The 19,838-nt window shown below is 65.7% G+C and carries 14 protein-coding genes; 11 read left to right on the top strand and 3 right to left on the bottom strand.

All coding sequences use genetic code 11. From position 1 onward, the window contains the following. The first annotated feature begins 33 nt into the window (after positions 1-33). Genes D6B98_RS11935 through D6B98_RS11920 form a run of 4 tightly spaced genes read left to right on the top strand, consistent with a single transcriptional unit; the run spans position 34 to position 4,637 of the window. On the top strand, positions 34-687 hold the full coding sequence (locus D6B98_RS11935; RefSeq protein ID WP_126257176.1) for an ABC transporter ATP-binding protein: 654 nt from the start codon (positions 34-36) through the stop codon (positions 685-687). Continuing rightward, complete coding sequence (locus D6B98_RS11930; protein WP_126257175.1) at positions 684-3,146, top strand: ABC transporter permease; 2,463 nt, start codon at positions 684-686, stop codon at positions 3,144-3,146. Before D6B98_RS11935 ends, D6B98_RS11930 begins: the two co-directional genes overlap by 4 nt. After that, positions 3,136-4,218 carry a lipocalin-like domain-containing protein gene (locus D6B98_RS11925; RefSeq protein ID WP_126257174.1) on the top strand — a complete coding sequence of 361 codons (1,083 nt, stop codon included), beginning with the start codon at positions 3,136-3,138 and terminating at the stop codon, positions 4,216-4,218. The genes D6B98_RS11930 and D6B98_RS11925 overlap by 11 nt, the downstream gene beginning before the upstream one ends. 29 nt (positions 4,219-4,247) lie before the next feature. After that, the gene (locus tag D6B98_RS11920; RefSeq protein WP_126257173.1) at positions 4,248-4,637 is read left to right on the top strand and encodes an MAPEG family protein; all 390 of its coding nucleotides are present in this window, start codon (positions 4,248-4,250) and stop codon (positions 4,635-4,637) included. A 78-nt stretch (positions 4,638-4,715) separates the two neighbouring features. Here D6B98_RS11920 and D6B98_RS11915 read toward each other — a convergent pair whose 3' ends face one another. The 3 genes from D6B98_RS11915 to D6B98_RS11905 all read right to left on the bottom strand — a co-directional run bounded on the left by D6B98_RS11915 (position 4,716) and on the right by D6B98_RS11905 (position 10,482). Further along, positions 4,716-5,909, bottom strand: a complete 1,194-nt coding sequence (locus D6B98_RS11915) for an ABC transporter substrate-binding protein (RefSeq protein WP_126257172.1) — start codon at positions 5,907-5,909, stop codon at positions 4,716-4,718. A 188-nt stretch (positions 5,910-6,097) separates the two neighbouring features. Then, positions 6,098-9,268 (bottom strand): efflux RND transporter permease subunit, encoded by a 3,171-nt coding sequence (locus D6B98_RS11910; protein WP_126257171.1) that lies wholly within the window; start codon positions 9,266-9,268, stop codon positions 6,098-6,100. Then, positions 9,265-10,482 (bottom strand): efflux RND transporter periplasmic adaptor subunit, encoded by a 1,218-nt coding sequence (locus D6B98_RS11905; protein WP_164718538.1) that lies wholly within the window; start codon positions 10,480-10,482, stop codon positions 9,265-9,267. The genes D6B98_RS11910 and D6B98_RS11905 overlap by 4 nt, the downstream gene beginning before the upstream one ends. Positions 10,483-10,943: 461 nt before the next feature. On the opposite strand from D6B98_RS11905, the gene D6B98_RS11900 reads away from it, so the two are divergent. The 7 genes from D6B98_RS11900 (at position 10,944) to D6B98_RS11870 (ending at position 19,745) form a co-directional block, all read left to right on the top strand. Then, entirely contained in the window at positions 10,944-12,098 is a 1,155-nt protein-coding gene (locus D6B98_RS11900) for an iron-containing alcohol dehydrogenase (RefSeq protein WP_126257169.1), read from the top strand. Positions 12,099-12,115: 17 nt separating this feature from the next. Continuing rightward, positions 12,116-13,666, top strand: a complete 1,551-nt coding sequence (locus D6B98_RS11895) for an AMP-binding protein (protein WP_126257168.1) — start codon at positions 12,116-12,118, stop codon at positions 13,664-13,666. 408 nt (positions 13,667-14,074) lie between these two features. Then, a complete protein-coding gene (locus tag D6B98_RS11890; protein ID WP_126257167.1) occupies positions 14,075-15,673 on the top strand; it encodes an ABC transporter substrate-binding protein in 1,599 nt (532 codons plus the stop codon). Positions 15,674-15,713: 40 nt separating this feature from the next. Then, complete coding sequence (locus tag D6B98_RS11885; protein WP_126257166.1) at positions 15,714-16,661, top strand: ABC transporter permease; 948 nt, start codon at positions 15,714-15,716, stop codon at positions 16,659-16,661. Between the two features lie 191 nt (positions 16,662-16,852). Next, on the top strand, positions 16,853-17,746 hold the full coding sequence (locus D6B98_RS11880; RefSeq protein WP_164718537.1) for an ABC transporter permease: 894 nt from the start codon (positions 16,853-16,855) through the stop codon (positions 17,744-17,746). Continuing rightward, positions 17,746-18,753, top strand: coding sequence for an ABC transporter ATP-binding protein (locus D6B98_RS11875; protein ID WP_126257164.1), 1,008 nt, complete (start codon positions 17,746-17,748; stop codon positions 18,751-18,753). Before D6B98_RS11880 ends, D6B98_RS11875 begins: the two co-directional genes overlap by 1 nt. Next, positions 18,750-19,745, top strand: coding sequence for an ABC transporter ATP-binding protein (locus D6B98_RS11870; protein ID WP_126257163.1), 996 nt, complete (start codon positions 18,750-18,752; stop codon positions 19,743-19,745). The genes D6B98_RS11875 and D6B98_RS11870 overlap by 4 nt, the downstream gene beginning before the upstream one ends. The last annotated feature ends 93 nt before the right edge of the window (positions 19,746-19,838 follow it).

Genomic DNA, 19,838 nt, shown 5'->3' with positions numbered 1-19,838 from the left:
CAAGTCCGTTAATTCCGTCCGGCGCCATTCATCGTGCTGAGCATCCGAAATCTTTCCAAGACCTTCTCCTCGGCCGGCGAACCGGTTCATGTGCTGCGCGGCGTCGATCTCGACCTCAGGGCAGGCGAGCGCGTCGCGCTGACCGGCGAGTCCGGCAGCGGCAAGAGCACGCTGCTGCACCTGATCGCGGGGCTCGACGCCGCCGACGGCGGCACGATCCGGCTGGAGGACGTCGAGGTGACCAAGCTCTCCGATGCGGGGCGCGCCAGCTTGCGGCGCGACCGGATCGGCCTGGTCTTTCAACAATTCAATCTGATCCCGAGCCTGTCGGTCGCGGACAATCTGGTCTTTCAGGCGCGAATTGCGGGCCGGCACGATGCAGCCTGGACCAAGGAGCTGGTCGAACGGCTCGGGCTTGGATCACTTCTGAAGCGCTATCCCGAGCAATTGTCCGGAGGTCAGCAGCAACGGGTCGCGATCGGCCGGGCCTTGGCGACAAAGCCCTCGCTGCTGCTGGCGGACGAGCCGACCGGCAATCTGGACGAAGACACCGCCGAGGACGTGCTGGCGCTGGCGCGCGACCTCGTCGCGCGCACCGGCTGCGGCTTCCTGATGGTGACGCACAGCCTGCATCTGGCCAGAGCGCTCGACCGCCATCTCACCCTGCATGCGGGGCGGATCGCATGAGACGCGCGCTCTGGATCCTCGCGGTGCTGCTCAGCCATTGGCGGCGCCACAAGATGCAGTTCGCGACGCTTCTGGTCGGGCTGATCGCGGCGACCGCGCTGTGGAGCGGCGTGCAGGCCATCAACCAGCAGGCCCGCACCGCCTATGACCGCGCCGCGGCGACGTTCGGCGGCAGCCGCACGGCGATGCTGGTCGCGCCACATGCAGCGACGTTTCCCCAAGAGTTGTTCGTGAAACTCCGCCGCGCCGGCTGGCCGGTGTCGCCGGCGCTGGAGGGACGGGTCCAGATCAACGGCCGCTCCGTACGCTTGCTCGGTATCGAGCCGGTGACGCTGCCGGTCGAAATCGGCAACGCGCCGCGCCTCGGTGCTGCGGATCTGGGAAGTTTCGTGGCGCCGCCGGGCCAGACCTTGGTGGCCCGCGAGACGCTGAGCGACTTGCAGGAAGCGGAAGGCGCGGCACCGCCGATCAGCAACGGCGCAACGCTGCCGCCGCTGCGCGTGCTGCCGCAGCTGGTGCCCGGCGTGCTGGTGGTCGACATCGGCGTGGCGCAGCGCCTGCTGAACAAGCCGGATCAGCTGTCGCGGCTGCTGATCGGCAAGCCGAAGAGCAGGCCTGCTCCGCTTGCAAGCGTTGTCGGCGACCAGTTGCAGCTGATCGAGCCGACCGCGGAGACCGAGCTGGAGCGCCTCACGGACAGCTTCCATCTCAACCTCACGGCGTTCGGCCTGCTGTCGTTCTTCGTCGGCCTCTTCATCGTCAACTCAGCCGTCGGCCTCGCCTTCGAGCAGCGGCTGCCGATGCTGCGGACGCTGCGCGCCTGCGGTGCCTCGGCGCGGCTCGTCAACACGGTGCTGGTGGTCGAGCTCGTCGCGCTGGCGCTGGTGGCGGGATTGATCGGCCTCGTGTGCGGCTATTTCATTGCCGCCGTGCTGCTGCCCGACGTCGCGGCGTCGCTGCGCGGGCTCTATGGCGCGCAGATCTCGGGGCAGCTCAGCCTGCGGCCCGAATGGTGGTTCGCCGGCATCGGCATCAGCATTGCGGGCGCGCTCGTCGCGGCCGCGACTAGCCTGATCAAGGCGATCAGGATGCCGGTGCTGGCAACGGCGCAGCCGCGCGCCTGGCAGCAGCTGCAGCGCCGCTGGCTGATCCTGCAAAGCTGTGCGGCCGGCGCCGTGTTCGCGGTCGCGCTGCTGCTGCTGCGTTATGGCGAATCGCTGATTGCGGGTTTTGGCTTGCTCGCGGCCCTGATGCTCGGCGCGGCCTTGATCCTGCCGGCCTTGCTCGAGCTTCTCCTGCTCGCGGGCCAACATACCGCGCGAAGACCGCTGGCGCTGTGGTTCTGGGCGGACAGCCGGCAGCAGCTCTCCGGCCTGTCGCTGGCGCTGATGGCGCTGTTGCTGGCGCTCGCCGTCAATGTCGGCGTCTCCACCATGGTGGAGACGTTCAGCCGCACCTTCCTCGGCTGGCTCAACGGACGGCTCGCCGCCGACGTCTACGTCAGCGCCTCCGACAATGCGCAAGGTGTCGCGATCCGCAACTGGCTGAAAGAGCGCGGCGACGTGCAGGCGATCCTGTCCGGCGGACGCGCCGAAGCGCAGCTTCAGGGTCAGCCGGTGGAGCTGCTCGGCCTGCCCGATCACGCGCTCTATCGCGAGCGCTGGCCGCTGCTGGACGCCGCGCCGCGGGCCTGGGCCCGGCTCGTGCCCGGCAACGCTGCCTTCATCAGCGAGCAGCTCAGCCGCCGCCTGAATCTGCGCATCGGCGACGTCGTCGAGGTGCCGGCACCTGGCGGGACCTGGGAGCTCGACATCGTCGGGATCTACGCCGATTACGGCAATCCGAGGGGGCAGCTGACCGTGAATGTCGCGGCCTTGATCCGGCAGTTTCCACTGACGCCGCAGACGCGGATCGGCCTGATCGTCGCAAAGGAGAACATCTCGGGCCTGATCGCGTCGCTGCAGAAGCAGTTCGCGCTCGACGACCGCAGCGTCGCCGACCAGGCGACGGTGAAGGCGGAATCGATCCGCATCTTCAAGCGCACATTTGCAGTGACCTCCGCGCTGAATGCCTTCACGCTCGGTGTCGCCGGGATCGCGCTGTTCACCAGCCTGCTCACGCTGGCGAATTCCCGTCTGCCGCAACTCGCGCCGCTGTGGGCGATCGGCATCACGCGGCCGCACCTTGCCGCGATCGAGCTGACCAAGACGCTGTCGGTGGCGCTGTTCACGGCGCTGCTGGCGGTGCCGCTCGGCCTCCTGGTGGCATGGTGCCTGATCGCGATCGTGAATGTGAAGGCCTTCGGCTGGCGGCTGCCGTTCCATGTGTTTCCGGAGCAATTGATCGGGCTGGTCGCGGTGGCGCTGCTGGCCTCGCTGCTGGCGGCCCTCCTGCCGGTGGTGCGGCTGGCGCGGATGCAGCCGGCAAGCCTCGTCAAGGTGTTTGCCAATGAGCGCTGATCGCATGTCGCGCCGCGCCTTCGCCGCCGGCATTGCCGCGCTGGCACTCGCACGCCGCGCCGGCGCGCAAGGTTATGCCGGGCTCGGCGAGACAGCGGATGGCTTTGCGAAGGTGACGCCGGGAAGGCCGTTTGCCTTTCCGGCCGATCACGGGCCGCATCCGGAGTTTCGTATCGAGTGGTGGTATCTCACGGCCAACCTCGTCGACGGCAGCGGTGCGGCTTGCGGCCTGCAATGGACGCTGTTCCGCCAGGCGGCGCAGCCGGGCCCGCAAGGCGAAGGCTGGGCCAACCAGCAGGTGTGGATGGCCCATGCCGCGGTGACGCGCGCCGACACTCATCGCTTCAACGAAACCTTTTCACGCGGTGGCATCGGGCAGGCCGGCGTCACAGAAAAGCCGTTCGATGCCTGGATCGACGATTGGCAAATGAAGGGCCTCGAGCGCACCGACGATCGCCATCTGGCTCCGCTGACACTGAAGGCATCCAGCACCGATTTCAGCTACGCGCTGACGCTGGAGGCCGATCGTCCGGTCGTGTTGCAGGGCGATCGCGGCTACAGCCGCAAGTCGGAGCGCGGGCAGGCGTCCTATTATTACAGCCAACCGTTCTACCGCGCCCGCGGCACGCTCACCATCGACGACAAGCCGGTCGATGTCTCGGGCCAGGCCTGGATGGACCGCGAATGGAGCAGCCAGCCGCTCGACAGGGATCAGACCGGCTGGGACTGGCTGTCGCTGCATCTGTCGTCGGGCGACAAGTTGATGCTGTATCGGCTGCGCCAGAAGGACGAGAAGAATTATCCGTTCGGCAATTGGATCGACGCCGCAGGCAACACGCAGATGATCGCGGGGGACGACATCCAGATGATTCCGAAGGCGACGGCGGAGGTCGCAGGACGCACGCTGCCGGTGGAATGGCAGATCGCGATCCCGTCGCGATCGTTCTCGATCCTGTGCAAGCCGCTCAATCCAAAAGCCTGGATGGGGACCGGCTTCGCCTATTGGGAAGGGCCGATCGGCTTTGCCGGGAGCCATGACGGTGTTGGCTATCTCGAGATGACCGGCTATTGAAGCCGCGACCTCTTCAAAGGGATTCCGCGATGTATCACCTCACCGCCGTCGTCACCCTGCTGGCGATCGCATTTTACTTCTTCACCAGCATCAACGTCTCGCGCTCGCGTACCAGGACCGGCGTCAAGGTGCCCGCGATGTCAGGCCATCCGGATTTCGAACGCGCCTTCCGCATCCAGATGAACACGCTGGAATGGATGCCGATTGTCCTGCCGGCGCTCTGGCTGTTCGCGGTCTATATCAGCGACGCCATCGCCGCCGGACTCGGCGCGGTCTGGATCATCGGCCGCATCGTCTATTTCATCGGCTATTCGCAGGCAGCGGCCAAGCGCGGCCCGGGCTTTGCGATCCAGAGCATCGCGGCGATGGCGCTTTGGGCGGGGGCGCTGGGCGCGGTGGTGTTGCGGCTGGTGAAGTGAAGCACGCCATCACGCATGCCCGTGTCCCGGGCGCGGTGCAGCGTGCAACGCTACGGCGCGTCCGGGACACGCCGCCTCTCACTTCGTCAGCGGGCAGCCGCTTTCCTTGGCGGTGAAGAAGGCCTTGTCGCCGGGGACGGTGGCGAGCAACTTGTAATAGTCCCAGGGCTTCTTGGATTCCGCGGGCTTCTTGACCTCGAACAGATACATGTCGTGGACCATGCGGCCGTTCTCGAGCACCTTGCCGCCTTGCGCGAAATCGTCCTCGACCGGCAGCTCCTTCAGCTTCTTGGCGACGGCATCGGGATCCTTGGTGCCGGCGGCCTTGACCGCTTTCAGATAGCTCAGCGTCGCCGAATAAGTGCCGGCCTGAATCATGTTCGGCATCCGGCCGGTACGCTTGAGGAAGCGCTCGCCGAGATTGCGGCTCTTGTCGTTGACGTCCCAGTAATAGCCTTCCGTCAGCACCAGACCCTGCGCGGCCTGCAGGCCGAGGCCGTGCACTTCGGCAAGCGTCATCAGGAGGCCGGCGAGCTTCTGGCCGGCGGAGACGATGCCGAATTCGGACGCCTGCTTGATCGAGTTGGTGGTGTCGAGGCCGGCATTGGCGAGGCCGACGATCTTGGCCTTGGAGCTCTGCGCCTGCAGCAGGAAGGAGGAGAAGTCCGAGGAGTTGAGCGGCACGCGCACCGATCCGACCACCTTGCCGCCATTGGCGGTGACGATCTCGCTGGTGTCCTTCTCCAGCGCATAGCCGAAGGCGTAATCGGCGGTGAGGAAGAACCAGGTGTCGCCGCCGGCCTTGGTCAACGCGCCGCCGGTGCCGACGCCGAGCGCGCGGGTGTCGTAGGCCCAGTGGAAGCCGTAGGGCTGGCAGGCATCGCCGGTCAGCCGCGAGGTCGCGGCGCCGACGACGATGTCGATCTTCTTCTTTTCCTTGGACAGGTCGTGGATCGCGAGCGCGACCGAGGAGGTCGTCAGCTCCGTGATCATGTCGACGTTCTCAACGTCGTACCAGCGCCGCGCGATCGCGGTCGCAAGGTCGGGCTTGTTCTGGTGATCCGCGGTGACCAGCTCGACCTTCTGGCCCAGCACCTCGCCGCCGAAATCCTCGATCGCCATCCTGGCCGCCTCGACTGACCATTTGCCGCCGTAATCGGCATAGACGCCGGACTGGTCGTTGAGGATGCCGATCTTGACGCCTTGAGCAGAGGCCGGCGCCGCCAGCACCAGGGCAGAGGTTGCGACGGCGGCCAAAAGTGCTGATTTCATATGTTATCTCCCAGCAGTTTCTGTTTTGAAATCGCGCGGATACCAGTGAAGAACCCCGCGCCTGCCCATCCGCTTCAAGTTGGTCGTTAGTATGGAGGTGTGCGCAAGCAATCGGTGTCGTCCCGGGGCGCCCCGCATTCGCGGGGATGACACCGGGAGTAAGGGGACGCGAGTGGCCACCACTGACATTAGGGAGCCGCCAGCTCCGGCTTCTTCCCCTCGTTCCGCCCCTCCGCCAGGTTCCGCACCACCACATAGAAGATCGGCGTGAACAACAGGCCGAACAGGGTGACGCCGATCATGCCGAAGAACACGGCGACGCCGACCGCCTGCCGCATCTCGGAGCCGGAGCCGGTCGAGATCACCAGCGGCAGCACGCCGAGGATGAAGGCGAAGGAGGTCATCAGGATCGGCCGCAGGCGCAGGCGGCAGGCCTCGATCACGGCCTCCAGCCGTGGCTTGCCTTCATTCTCGATATCGCGCGCGAACTCGACGATCAGAATCGCGTTCTTCGCGGCCAGCCCCACCAGCACGACGAAGCCGATCTGGGTGAGGATGTTGACGTCCTGGCCCATGATGCGCACGCCGATGGTGGCGGCGAGCAGGCACATCGGCACGATCAGGATCACCGCGAACGGCAGGGTCCAGCTGCCATATTGCGCGGCGAGCACGAGATAGACGAACAGCACGCAGATCGGAAACACGTAGAGACCGGCATTGCCGCCGGTGATCTGCTGATAGGACAGATCCGTCCATTCGAAGGTGAAGCCGCTCGGCAAGGTGTCGTCCGCCAGCTGCTTGATGGCGTTGAGCGCGGTGGTCGAGCTGGTGCCCGGCGCGGGCTCGCCCTGGAGCTCGGACGCGGCATAGAGATTGTAGCGCGCGACGCGGTCGGGGCCCGAGACGTCCTTGAACTCGACCACGCTGCCGAGCATCACCATGTCGCCGGAAGCGTTGCGCGTGCGCAGGCGCGCGAGATCGCTGGGCTCCTTGCGGAACGGAAAGTCGGCCTGCGCAGTGACGTGATAGGTACGGCCGAACAGGTTGAAGTCGTTGACGTAGGTCGATCCGAAATAGCTCTGGATCGTGTCGTTGATGTTCGAGATGGGAACGCCGAGCTTCTGCGCCTTGGTGCGGTCGATGTCGACGAAGAGCTGCGGGGTGTTGGCGGTGAACGGCGAGAACACCGAGGGGCCAAGCAGCGAGGGCGATTTGCGCGCTGCGGCGACAAGCTCGTCGGTGGCCGCAGCGAGCATTTCAGGCCCGCGGCCCTGGCGGTCCTGGATGCGGATGGTGAAGCCGCCGCCGGTGCCGATGCCGGGCACGGCCGGCGGCGGAATCACGATGATGAAGGCACCCTGGATTGCGGACAGGCGCTTGCGCAGCTCGACCGTGATGGCGTTCGCGGACAATCCCTTCTTGATGCGCGCCTCAGGTTCGTCGAACACCGGAAACAGCGCCGCGGCATTGCCGGCCTGCGTCCGCGTGGCGCCGGAGAAGCCGGCAAAGGCGGCGACGCGGACGATACCCGGCGTATCCAGCGCGATCCGCTCGATCTCGCGCACCACCTCGGTGGTGCGCGCCAGCGAGGCCGCGCCGGGCAATTGCACGGATACGATGACGTAGCCGCGATCCTGGGCCGGGATGAAGCCCTGCGGCGTCGTCACGATCAGCCAGCCGGCGCTGCCGATCAGCACGACGTAGATCAGGAGCATCACCACCGAATGCCGGATCACGAAATTGGCAAGGCCGGCATAGCCATGCGCCAGCCGGTCGAACACACGGTTGAACACGCCGGTAAAGGCACCCCACGCCCGCGCGATGAAATTCCAGTTCGCCGGTGGCCGCTTCGCTTCATGCGGAGTGAGGATCTGCGAAGCCAGCGCCGGCGACAGCGTCAGCGAGCAGAAGCACGAGATCGCGGTCGCAACCGCGATGGTGACGGCGAATTGCTGGAAGAACTGCCCGGAGATGCCGCCGAGGAACGCCGTCGGCACGAACACCGCGCACAGCACCAGCGCGATCGAGACCAGCGCGCCGCCGACCTCCTCCATGGTCTTGAGGGCGGCGTCGCGCCGGCTCATGCCGTGCTCGAGATGCCGCTCGACATTCTCGACCACGACGATTGCGTCGTCGACCACGATGCCGACGGCGAGGACGAGGCCGAACAGAGTGAGATTGTTGATGGAGAAGCCCAGCGCCGCCATCACCGCGAAGGTGCCGACAAGCGACACCGGGATCGCGATGATCGGAATGATCGCGGGACGCCATCCCTGCAGGAACACCAGCACCACGACCACCACGAGCAGCATGGCCTCGTAGATGGTCTTGATCAGCTCGTGCACGGACTGCGCGATGAACTCCGTCGGATTGTAGCCGATATTGTAGTCGAGACCTTTCGGGAAGCTCTCCTTGAGCCTCGTCATGGTGTCGTTGATGTTCTTTGCCGTGGCGAGAGCATTCGATCCCGGGCGCTGCGTCACGAGCATGGCGACCGCGGATTTGCGTAGCAGGAAGCTGTTGGTGGAATACGCCAGCGCACCGAGCTCGATGCGGGCGACGTCGCGCAACCGCACGACACGGCCGTCGGAGCCGGCCTTGATCAGGATGTCCTCGAACTGCTTCTGGTCCTTCAGCCGGCCGGTGAAGGTGAGATTCGGCTGGAAGGCACGGTCGGCGATCGGCGGCTCGGCGATCTGGCCGCCCGCGATCTGCACATTCTGGGCGCGGATCGCGGCCAGAACCTCGGCCGAGGTCAGGCCGAGATTGGCGATCCGGTCAGGATCGAGCCACAGCCGCATCGAATAATCGCGCGCGCCGAAGATCTGGATGTCGCCGACGCCGTCGAGACGCAGCAGCTGATCGCGGACCTGGAGCAGCGCGTAGTTGGAGATGTAGAGCTGGTCGAAGGTGTCGTCCGGCGACAGCATGAACACGACCATCAGGATGTCGGGCGAGTTCTTGCGCGTGGTGACGCCGTTGCGCTGGACCTCCTCCGGCAGGCGCGGCTGCGCGATCGCGACGCGGTTCTGCACCAGCACCTGGGCCTTGTCGAGGTCGGTGCCGAGCTTGAAGGTGACGGTGATGGTGAGCTGGCCGTTCGAGGTGGCCTGGCTGTAGAGATACAGCATGTCCTCGACGCCGTTGATCTCCTGCTCGATGGGAGCTGCGACCGTGTCGGACACGGTCTGCGCGGAGGCGCCGGGATATTGCGTGGTGACGACCACGGTGGGCGGCACCACCTGCGGATATTCCGAGACCGGCAGCGTGGTGTAGGCGAGCGCGCCGACGATCAGGAGCACGATCGACAGCACCATCGCCAGGATGGGCTGGTTGATGGAGAGACGGCCGAGATTCATGACTTGTCACCGGGCTTGCCACCGGCCGGTGCCGGCGCGGTCTGCGGAGCGACCTTGGCGCCGACGCGGGCGCGCTGGATGCCGTTGACGATGACGCGGTCCTCCGGCTTCAATCCTTCGCGGATCACGCGCAGGCCGTCATCCAGCGGGCCGAGCACCACGGGACGCGCCTCGACGGTGTCATCGGACTTCACCACGAAAACGATTTTGCGGGACTGGTCGGTCGCGACGGCTGCATCCGGAATCAGCAGAGCCTCGTAGGGCGCGCTGCCGATCAGCCTGACACGGCCGAACTGGCCGGGCAGGATCGACAGGTCGGTGTTCTTGACGACCGCGCGGCTCCGCAGCGTCCCGGTCGAGACGTCGAGGCGGTTGTCGAGAAAGTTGATGGTGCCTTCACGCGACGGCTTGGTCTCGCCGGCGAGCGTCACCTGCACAGGGTTCGCCGTGTCGCGCGAGCTTGGGCGCCGCCCCTCGAACCACAGCTTGCTGTATTTGATGAAGGTCGCCTCGTCCATGTCGAAATAGATGTAGATCGGATCAAGGGTGACGATGGAGGTCAGTAATGTCGACGTGCCGCTGTCGCTGCCCTGCACGAGATTGCCGGGACTGACGAGATGGCGGCTGACGCGGCCCGTCAGCGGCGCCGTCACATGCGTGAACTCGATATTGAGCCGGGCGGCCTTCAGCGCGCCTTCGGCCTGCGTCTCGGCGGCGTGCGCGGCCTGCAGGGCCTGACGGCGTTGATCCACCACCTGCTCGGAGACGGCGCTGCTCTGCACGAGGCTGAGGCCGCGATCGAGCTCGCGCTTGGCAAGCTCCACCTTGGCCCGAGCATCCGACAGCTGGCCCTCCGCTTGCGTCGCCACCGCCTCGAACGGACGCGGGTCGATGACGTAAAGCAGATCGCCCTGACGCACGATGGCGCCATCCTGGAATTCGACCGAGTTGACGAAGCCGCCGACGCGCGGGCGCACCTGCACCTCCTCGACCGCCTCGAAGCGCCCGGTGTACTCGTCCCAATCGGTCACGGTGCGCTTGACCGGCTGGGCCACCGTCACGGGCGGAGGTGGCGGAGCGGCGGCCTGTGACGCCGGCTTGTCACAACCGGTGAGCGTGAATGTCGCGCCAAGAAGCGCGGCGATTGCACCCAGCCGAGCCAGAACGAAATCGTGCTTTTTGACAAACCGCTCGCTGCCATCCGGTCCGCTCATCCCAGGTCCTCGCACAAAAGCCGCAGAATATGCAGGGTACGCCCCTACCTGCGGGCGCCACAAGATGGGTGGCAAAAATGAACTCTTCAAGACCGCGATGCGCGCAATGCTTCGAAGCATGGCCTGACCGGATGGCGGGTTGACAGCCAGATCGCCCGCTCCGCGCGCGGCGGATTGCGAAGGGCGCTATTCGCGGGGGTCATGAATTGGGAGGGTGCCACCTTCGCCTCTCCCCGCGTGCGGGGAGAGGCCGGAGCGCATCGCAAGATGCGATCCGGGTGAGGGGGAGCCTCCGCGAGTCCAACTGTCAGCTCCCTCGCGGATAGCCCCCTCACCCCGACCCTCTCCCCGCACGCGGGGAGAGGGAGAAGAGCCCTCAGCGCCTTCACACATGACGGGCGCCGGCGGCTCGGCTAAATTAACCCGCACAAAAACAAGGCGAATTGTCCGGGAGGACAGGCGTGCACCAGGGACGTGTCGTTTTCGGCGCGATCGAGGAGGTCGTGTTCGGCCATCCTGCGGCCGGCGCCATCGTCGCGCAGATGGACCGGCTGGGAGCGCGCCGCGCCTTCCTGATGGTCTCCGGCACGCTCAACCGGCACACCGACGAAATCGCGACGATCAAGCAGGCGCTGGGCCCGCGCTGCGCCGGCCTGTTCGACGCCATGCCGGCGCATACGCCGCGCGAGGCGGTGATCGCGGCCAGCCTTGCGGCGCGCGAGGCGGAGGCTGATCTGATCGTCACCGTCGGCGGCGGCTCGATCACCGACGGCGCCAAGGCGGTGCAGCTTTGCCTCGCCAATGGCATCACCGATATCGACGGCATCGAGCGCATCCGCGTCCGCAAGGGCATCGCGCCCGAGATGAATGCGCCGACGGTGCGGCAGATCAGCGTGCCGACCACGATCGCCGGGGGCGAGTTCAGCGCGATCGCCGGCGTCACCGACCGCAGCACCAATGTGAAGCAGATGCTACGGCATCCGCTGACGGTGCCGCGCGCGACCATCCTCGATCCGTCCATCACCGTGCACACGCCGGAATGGCTGTTCCTGTCGACCGGCATCCGTGCCATCGACCATTGCGTCGAAGCGATCTGCTCGCGTGAGACGCATCCTTATGCCGACGCTCAATCGGTGAAGGGCCTCGCCATGCTCGCCGACGCGCTGCCGCGGGTGAAGGCCAACCCCGCCGATCTCGACGCGCGAATGGACGCGCAGATCGGCACCTGGCTGTCGATGGGTGCGCTCGCCGCCGGCGTGCCGATGGGCGCGAGCCACGGCATCGGCTACGTGCTGGGCGCGGCCTTCGACGTGCCGCACGGCTACACCTCCTGCATCATGCTGCCGGCGGTGATGCGCTGGAATGCGCGCGACAATGCCGAGCGGCAGATGATCGTCGCCGCCGCCATGGGCTATCCCGGCCGCGACGCCGCCGACGTGCTCGATGCCTTCATCCGCTCGCTTGGCATGCCGCGCAGCCTCGCCGACGTGCGTGTGTCGCCCGAGCATTTCGAGTCAATCGCCGACCAGGCGATGCGCACGCCCTGGGTGCCGCGCAATCCGCGCAAGATCGAAGGCCCGGCGCAGGTGCGCGAAATCCTGCTTCTCTCCGCATGATTCAGGCCGGAGGATAGATGTACACAGCTCGCCACGCCCGCCTGCGCCCGCTGCAGCCCGCCTTCATCATGGCGGCCACAGGCGAGGCCGTCACCTACCGCGAGCTGGAGGCGCGCGGCAACCGGCTGGCGCATCTGTTCCGCAAGCACGGCCTGAAGCGGCTCGACCATTACTCGATCTTCATGGAGAACAATTCGCGCTACCTGGAGGCCTGCGGCGCGGGTGAACGCTCCGGGCTGTACTACACCTGCATCAACTCCTTCCTGACGCCGGGCGAGCTCGCCTATCTGCTCGTCAACAGCCAGTCCCGGATTCTGATCACCTCGGTGGCGAAGCTCGACATCGCGCGCGAGGCGATCAAGTCTTGCCCCGATATCAAGCTCTGCATCGTCGCCGATGGCCCTGGCGAGAGCGAGCGCATCGTCGGGCTGGCGGACGTGACCGCGGACATGCCGACAACACCGATCGCGGACGAGTGGCTCGGCACGGCCATGCTGTATTCGTCCGGCACGACGGGACGACCAAAAGGCATCCTGCGGCCGCTGCCGGAGGAGCCACCGAAGCACAATCTGCCGCTGTTCGATTTCCTGACCAAGCTCTGGCACTACCGTGAGGGCATGGTCTACCTGTCGCCGGCCCCGCTCTATCATTCCGCACCGCAAGCCGCCGTGAACCTCACGATCCGCATGGGCGGCACCGTGATCATCATGGAGAGCTTCGATCCCGAGCGTTACCTCGAGCTGGTGCAGCGCTGGGGCATCACGCACACCCAGCTGGTGCCGACGATGTTCTCGCGCATGCTGAAGCTGCCGGAGGAGGTCCGCAAGCGCTACGACCTGTCGTCGCTCGAGATCGCGATCCATGCCGCCGCGCCCTGCCCGGCTCTGGTCAAGGACGACATGATCAAATGGTGGGGACCCATCATTCACGAATATTACGGCGCCACCGAGGGCCTCGGCTTTACCGCCTGCGATAGCGAGGAATGGCTGGCCCACCGCGGCACCGTCGGCAAGGTGCTGCTCGGGGATCTGCACATTCTCGACGAGAACATGCGGGAGTGCCCGACCGGCACGCCGGGCCAGGTCTGGTTCAAGACGGCAACGCCATTCGAATATTTCAACGATCCGGAGAAAACCAAGGAGGCGCGCTCGCCGGACGGCAGCATGAGCACGGTCGGCGACGTCGGCTATGTCGACCAAGACCGCTTCCTGTACCTGACCGACCGCGCGACCTTCATGATCATCTCCGGGGGAGTGAACATCTATCCGCAGGAATGCGAAAACCTCCTGATCACCCATCCGAAGGTCGCCGATGCCGCGGTGTTCGGGGTGCCGAATGCCGATCTCGGCGAGGAGGTGAAGGCGGTGGTGCAGCCGATGCCGGGCGTGGTGCCGGACGCGGCGCTGGCCGAAGAGCTGATCGCGTTCTGCGCGAAATCGCTGTCGCGGCAGAAGGTGCCGCGCTCGGTCGATTTCGAGAAGGAATTGCCGCGGCTGCCGACCGGGAAGCTGTACAAGCGCCTGCTGCGGGACCGGTATTGGGGAAACAAGGCGTCAAGGATCGTGTGAGGGTTTCCGCTACGTAAGGTGCGCAAGCAAGCGCCACACGCGCAACTGTCGTCCCGGGGCGCGACGAAGTCGCGAACCCGGGACCCATAACCCCAGGGAGGAGGCGTTGCGCGCGGCGGCAACTCCGAGTCTTGGCCAAACCGCTTCCTGTGGTTATGGATCCCGGATCTTCGCTGCGCTCGTCCGGGACGACGGCGGTGTTTGTCGAGGCAGCTGCGCGCAACAGCTGCACCAGGACCATCTCTTCGCACCTGCACTCTCACATCGTGAGACACTGAAAGCCCTGCGGCCTTCCGTCATCCGAATTGTCGAGGCGGCATGCGGCGCTATCGGGGTTGCCTCCCCCGGCTTGCGTGCTATCGTCGCGACAAACAGGCCGCAAAAGGCCGATGTCCAGGGAGGATGAGCATGCGGAGCGTGTGGGCGCTTGCCGTAACGGCGGCGCTATCTGTGCTGATGGCCTCAACCACCACGCTCGCCGGCGAGCCGAAGCAGGGCGGAACCTTGCGGATGTATCACCGCGACAGTCCGGCCAACGCCTCGATCCTCGAAGGCGCGACCTATTCGGTCAACGTGCCGTTCATGGGGGTCTTCAACAATCTCGTCATTTATGATCAGCACATCGCACAGAACAGTCCCGACACCCTGAGGCCCGAACTCGCCGAAAGCTGGTCCTGGAGCAGCGACAACAAGAAGCTGACGTTCAAGCTGCGCCAGGGCGTCAAATGGCACGACGGCAAGCCGTTCACGTCGGCCGACGTCAAATGCAGCTTCGATCTCCTGATGGGTAAATCGCAGCAGAAGCTTCGGCAGAATCCACGCAAGGCCTGGTACAACGAAGTCAACGAGATCACGACGAGCGGCGATTTCGAGGTCTCGTTCGAGCTGAAGCGGCCGCAACCCTCGCTGCTGGCGATGCTCGCGTCCGGCTATACGCCGGTCTATCCCTGCCATGTCTCTCCGGCGGACATGCGCACCCATCCGATCGGGACCGGACCGTTCAAGTTCGTCGAGTTCAAGGCCAATGAATCGATCAAGCTGACGCGAAATCCGGACTATTGGAAGAAGGGCCTGCCCTATCTCGACGGCATCGAATACACGATCATCACGAACCGCTCGACCGCGATCCTCGCTTTCGTCGCCGGCAAGTTCGACATGACCTTCCCGACGCACATCACGATCCCGCTGCTGAAGGACATCAAGTCGCAGGCGCCGAACGCGACCTGCGTCGTCGAACCGACCAACGTTTCGACCAATATCATTGTCAATTCGAGCTCCCCGCCGTTTGACAACATCGATGTTCGCCGGGCGGTGGCCCTTGCGCTCGACCGCAAGGCTTTCATCGACATCCTGTTCGAGGGCCAGGCCGATATCGGCGGCACCATGCTGCCGCCGCCTCAAGGCATCTGGGGCATGCCGAAGGACAGGCTCGAGACCATTCCGGGCTACGGCCCGAACGTGAACGCGAACCGCGAGGAGGCAAAGAAGCTGATGCAGAAGGCCGGCTACGGTCCCGACAAGCATCTGGCGGTGAAGGTCTCGACGCGCAATCTCGCGGAATATCGCGACCCCGCCGTGATCCTGATCGACCAGCTCAAGAGCATCTATATCAACGGCGAGCTCGACGTCGTGGAGACCGCCAACTGGTTCCCGAAGGTCGCGCGCAAGGACTACATGCTCGGCCTCAATCTGACCGGCAGCTCGGTCGACGACCCCGACCAGTCCTTCTACGAGAACTATTCCTGCGGCTCGGAGCGGAACTACACCAATTACTGCAACAAGGAGATCGAGAAGCTGTTCGACGTGCAATCGCAGGAGACCGACACCAACAAGCGCAAGCCGCTGGTGTGGGACATCGACAAGAAGCTGCAGGAGGACGTCGCCCGCCCGATCATCTTCCATGCACGAGCCGGCACGTGCTGGCAGCCTTACGTCAAGGGCATCACGATCATGTCGAACAGCTCCTATAACGGCTTTCGCTACGAGGATGTGTGGCTCGACAAGTAGAACGGCAGGCTGAAGACTAGCGGCTCGCGGAGGGCGAAGGATGTTTGCCTATCTGGTGCGACGCCTGTTGCTGATGCTCGTGACCCTGTTCGGGATCTCGGTCGTCATCTTCGTCCTGCTGCGCGTCGTGCCCGGCAATATCGTCGACATCCTGTTCGCCGCCGCCGGCTATGTCGATCCCGCCGACAAGGCCAATCTGGAGAAGGAGCTCGGCATCGACCAGCCGCTGATCGTGCAATACTGGCACTGGATCAGCGGTTTTCTGCGCGGCGACCTCGGTTATTCCTATGTTTCCGAGAAGCCGGCACTGCAGGAGATATTGCCGCGAATTCCGATCACGGCAAAGCTGGCCGGCCTCGCGCTGCTGTTCTCGGCCTCGATCGGAATTCCCTTGGGTGTCATCAGCGCTGTGAAGCAGGGCACGCGGCTGGATTACGCCTTGCGCGTGGTCAGCCTCAGCGGCCTGTCGCTGCCTTCGTTCTGGCTCGGACTTTTGATTCTCACCGCGTCGGTCGCGATGTTCGGCCAGATGCCGATCTTCAATCCGAATCCGCAGACCTGGCTCGAGGCGTTCGCAACCTACGCGGTGCCGGCCGCCGCCGTCGGCTTCCGCAGCGCGGCGCTGACCATGCGCATCACGCGATCCTCGATGCTGGAAGTGCTGCGGCAGGACTACATCCGTACTGCGCGCGCCAAGGGCGCCTCCGAGGCCGCCGTGAACTATCGCCACGCGCTGAAGAACGCGATTCTGCCCGTGATCACCGTGATCGGCATCGAGGCGGCCTTCCTGATCGGCGGCCTGATCGTCACCGAGACGGTGTTCAACATCCCCGGTGTCGCCCGCTTCCTGGTCGAGGCGATCCGCTGGCGCGACTATCCGATCGTGCAGAACCTCGTGATGTTCATCGCCGTGGTCGTGGTGGTCGCGAATTTCACCGTCGACATGCTCTACGCGGTGTTCGACCCGCGGATCAGGTACACGGATTGATCGCATGATCTACTCTCACGCAGCGTGCGCGCTCTCCTTCACCTCTCCCCGCCTGCGGGGAGAGGTCGGATTGCGCAGCAATCCGGGTGAGGGGGACTCTCCGCGAGCGCAGATCTCACCTCCCCTGCGGAGAGTCCCCCTCACCCCAACCCTCTCCCCGCAAGCGGGGAGAGGGGGAAGATAGAGCTGACATGGCCGCAATCGACTATGATCTCGAACTACGGCGCGCCGGCGCGCATGCCACCGGCGGCTGGCGGCGCGTGCTGTTCTTGGCGCAGCGGCACGTGCTCGGCGCGGCCGGGCTCATCATCATGACGGTGTTCGTGCTCACCGCGATCTTCGCCGATTTCATCGCGCGCTATGACCCGCTGACGGTCGATTCTGCGCGCGCGCTGGCTCGCCCGAGCTGGGCGCACTGGATGGGGACCGATTCCTTCGGCCGCGACGTGTTCAGCCGCATCATCCACGGCGCGCGCATCTCGCTCGCCGTCGGCATCGGCTCGACCGCGCTCGGCGGCACGATCGGCGTCATCGTCGGGCTCACATCGGGCTATCTGTCCGGCTGGGTCGATCTCGTCTTCCAGCGCGTTTCCGACGTGCTTCAGGCGCTGCCGCTGCTGGTCCTCGCCCTGATCATGACGGCGGCGCTCGGCCCGTCCTTGCCGAACGTCATCATTGCGATCGCCATCCCGCTGATCCCGACCGTGTCGCGCGTCACCCGCGCCAACACGCTGGCGCTGCGCGAGCAGCCCTTCGTCGAAGCCGCCAAGTCGATCGGCATGAGCGAGATGCGGATCGCGCTGCGCCACGTGCTGCCGAACACGCTGGCGCCGCTGATCGTGCTCGCGACCGCCCAGCTCGGCTCGACCATCCTGACCGAGGCTTCCCTCTCCTTCCTTGGCCTCGGCATTCCCGAGCCTTATCCGTCGTGGGGCCGCATGCTGTCGGAATCCGCCGCCGAATATGTCCGCACCGCGCCCTGGCTGGTGATCTTCCCGGGCGTCGCCATCAGCCTCGCCGTGTTCGGCGCCAACCTGTTCGGCGACGCCCTGCGCGACATCCTCGATCCCCGGCAGCGCGGCTGATGACCAAACAATCCGATCTCGTGCTCGAGGTGAAGAACCTGAAGACGGTGTTCTTCACCAATTCCGGCCTGTTCAAGGCCGTCGACGATCTCTCCTTCAGCGTGAGGCGCGGGGAGACCCTGGCGATCGTCGGCGAATCCGGCTGCGGCAAGAGCGTCACCGCGCTGTCGCTGATGCGCCTCGTGCCCGATCCGCCCGGCCGCATCGTCGGCGGCTCCGTCTCGCTCGAAGGCACCGATCTGCTGGCGCTGGACGAAGCCGAGATGCGCGCCGTCAGAGGCAACCGCATCTCCATGATCTTCCAGGAGCCGATGACATCGCTCAATCCGGTGATGCGGATCGGCGACCAGATCGTCGAAGCCGTGCGGCTGCACCGAAGCATCCCGGCCAGGGAGGCCCAGAACATCGCCGTCGAGATGCTCCGTCTGGTGCGCATTCCCGAACCGGCGCGACGCGCGAGGGAATACCCGCATCAGCTGTCCGGCGGCATGCGCCAGCGCGCGATGATCGCGATGGCGCTGGCCTGCCGGCCGGCGCTGCTGCTCGCGGACGAGCCGACCACGGCGCTCGACGTCACCATCCAGGCGCAGATCCTGGCGCTGATCCTCGACCTTCAGAAGGAGCTCGGCACCGGGCTCGTGCTGATCACGCATGATCTCGGAGTGGTCGCGCAGACCGCGCAGCGCGTGATCGTGATGTATGCGGGGCGAAAGGTCGAGGAAGCCAGTGTCGAGGCGCTGTTCGCCTCGCCAATGCATCCTTATACGCGCGGGCTGATGGCGTCGATCCCGGCGGTCCCCGCAGCCGGAATCGTTGCTCCGGAGCGACTGAACGAGATCCCCGGCACGGTGCCCTCGCTGGTGCGCCTGCCGAAGGGTTGCGCCTTCGCGCCGCGCTGCAAGCTCGCCATCAAACGTTGCGAGGCCGAATATCCGCCGCTGGCGGATTGGGGCGGCGGCCATCTCGCCGCTTGCTGGCGCGCGGAAGAAGTCGCGGAGGTGGCATGACCGAGGCCCTGCTCGAGGTCACCGACCTCAGGAAATATTATCCGGTGCGTGCCGGCGTGCTGCGGCGGCAGGTCGGCACCGTGCACTCGGTCGATGGTGTGTCGTTCTCCCTTCAGGCCGGCGAGACGCTTGGGCTCGTCGGCGAGTCCGGTTGCGGCAAGTCGACGGCGGCGCGCAGCGTGCTGCGGCTGGTCGAGCCGACCTCCGGCAAGATCCGCCTCGACGGAGAAGACATCACGCACCTCTCCAAGTCGGCGCTACGCCCGCACCGCCGCTCGATGCAGATCGTGTTCCAGGATCCGTTCGCCTCGCTCAATCCGCGCATGACCGCCGGCGACATCGTCGGCGAGCCGCTCATCGTGCATGGTCTGGCGACCGGCAAGGCGCTGGAGGCGAGGGTCGCAAAGCTGTTCGAACAGGTCGGATTGCGCCCCGACCAGATGCACAACTTCCCGCATCAATTCTCCGGCGGACAGCGCCAGCGCATCTGCATCGCGCGCGCGCTGGCGCTGGGGCCGCGCCTGATCGTCTGCGACGAGCCGGTCTCCGCGCTCGACGTCTCGATCCAGGCCCAGGTGATCAACCTTCTGATCGACCTGCAGCGGCAGCACGGCTTCTCCTATCTCTTCATCGCCCACGACCTCGCCGTGGTCGCGCATATCAGCCACCGCGTCGCCGTGATGTATCTCGGTCGCATCGTCGAGATCGCCGGCAAGGACGAGCTGTTCCGCAATCCGAGGCATCCCTATACGCAGGCGCTGCTCGCCTCCGTGCCGATCGCCAATCCGCTGGCGAAGAAGCTCGCACCGCTGGTCGACGGCGACGTGCCGAGCCCGGTCAATCCGCCGCCGGGCTGTGCGTTTCACACCCGCTGCCGGTTTGCGATGGAGCGTTGCAATATCGAGCGGCCGGCGCTGCTGGACGCCGGCGACGGCCACCGGGTGGCGTGTCTGCTCAATGAGGGAACGGGGCGGAGCAACGCGACTGCGTAGGGCGGGCAAAGCGACTTGTCCGTCGTAGCTCGAAGAGCGAAGTCGGAAGCGTGCCCACCACCTCTCTGCCAATCGAAACGAATGGTGGGCACG

This window comes from Bradyrhizobium sp. LVM 105 (genome assembly GCF_003957705.1).
In the GTDB taxonomy this organism is placed as follows: domain Bacteria; phylum Pseudomonadota; class Alphaproteobacteria; order Rhizobiales; family Xanthobacteraceae; genus Bradyrhizobium; species Bradyrhizobium frederickii.
This window is presented reverse-complemented; position numbering and strand designations above follow the sequence as displayed.

Excerpts from the sequence above, each read along its gene's own strand:
- D6B98_RS11870 (WP_126257163.1), top strand. The coding sequence starts at position 18,750 with ATGACCGAGGCCCTGCTCGAGGTCACCGACCTCAGGAAATATTATCCG.
- D6B98_RS11910 (WP_126257171.1), bottom strand. The coding sequence starts at position 9,268 with ATGAATCTCGGCCGTCTCTCCATCAACCAGCCCATCCTGGCGATGGTG.
- D6B98_RS11890 (WP_126257167.1), top strand. The coding sequence starts at position 14,075 with ATGCGGAGCGTGTGGGCGCTTGCCGTAACGGCGGCGCTATCTGTGCTG.
- D6B98_RS11925 (WP_126257174.1), top strand. The coding sequence starts at position 3,136 with ATGAGCGCTGATCGCATGTCGCGCCGCGCCTTCGCCGCCGGCATTGCC.
- D6B98_RS11885 (WP_126257166.1), top strand. The coding sequence starts at position 15,714 with ATGTTTGCCTATCTGGTGCGACGCCTGTTGCTGATGCTCGTGACCCTG.
- D6B98_RS11880 (WP_164718537.1), top strand. The coding sequence starts at position 16,853 with ATGGCCGCAATCGACTATGATCTCGAACTACGGCGCGCCGGCGCGCAT.
- D6B98_RS11895 (WP_126257168.1), top strand. The coding sequence starts at position 12,116 with ATGTACACAGCTCGCCACGCCCGCCTGCGCCCGCTGCAGCCCGCCTTC.
- D6B98_RS11875 (WP_126257164.1), top strand. The coding sequence starts at position 17,746 with ATGACCAAACAATCCGATCTCGTGCTCGAGGTGAAGAACCTGAAGACG.
- D6B98_RS11930 (WP_126257175.1), top strand. The coding sequence starts at position 684 with ATGAGACGCGCGCTCTGGATCCTCGCGGTGCTGCTCAGCCATTGGCGG.
- D6B98_RS11915 (WP_126257172.1), bottom strand. The coding sequence starts at position 5,909 with ATGAAATCAGCACTTTTGGCCGCCGTCGCAACCTCTGCCCTGGTGCTG.
- D6B98_RS11920 (WP_126257173.1), top strand. The coding sequence starts at position 4,248 with ATGTATCACCTCACCGCCGTCGTCACCCTGCTGGCGATCGCATTTTAC.
- D6B98_RS11905 (WP_164718538.1), bottom strand. The coding sequence starts at position 10,482 with ATGAGCGGACCGGATGGCAGCGAGCGGTTTGTCAAAAAGCACGATTTC.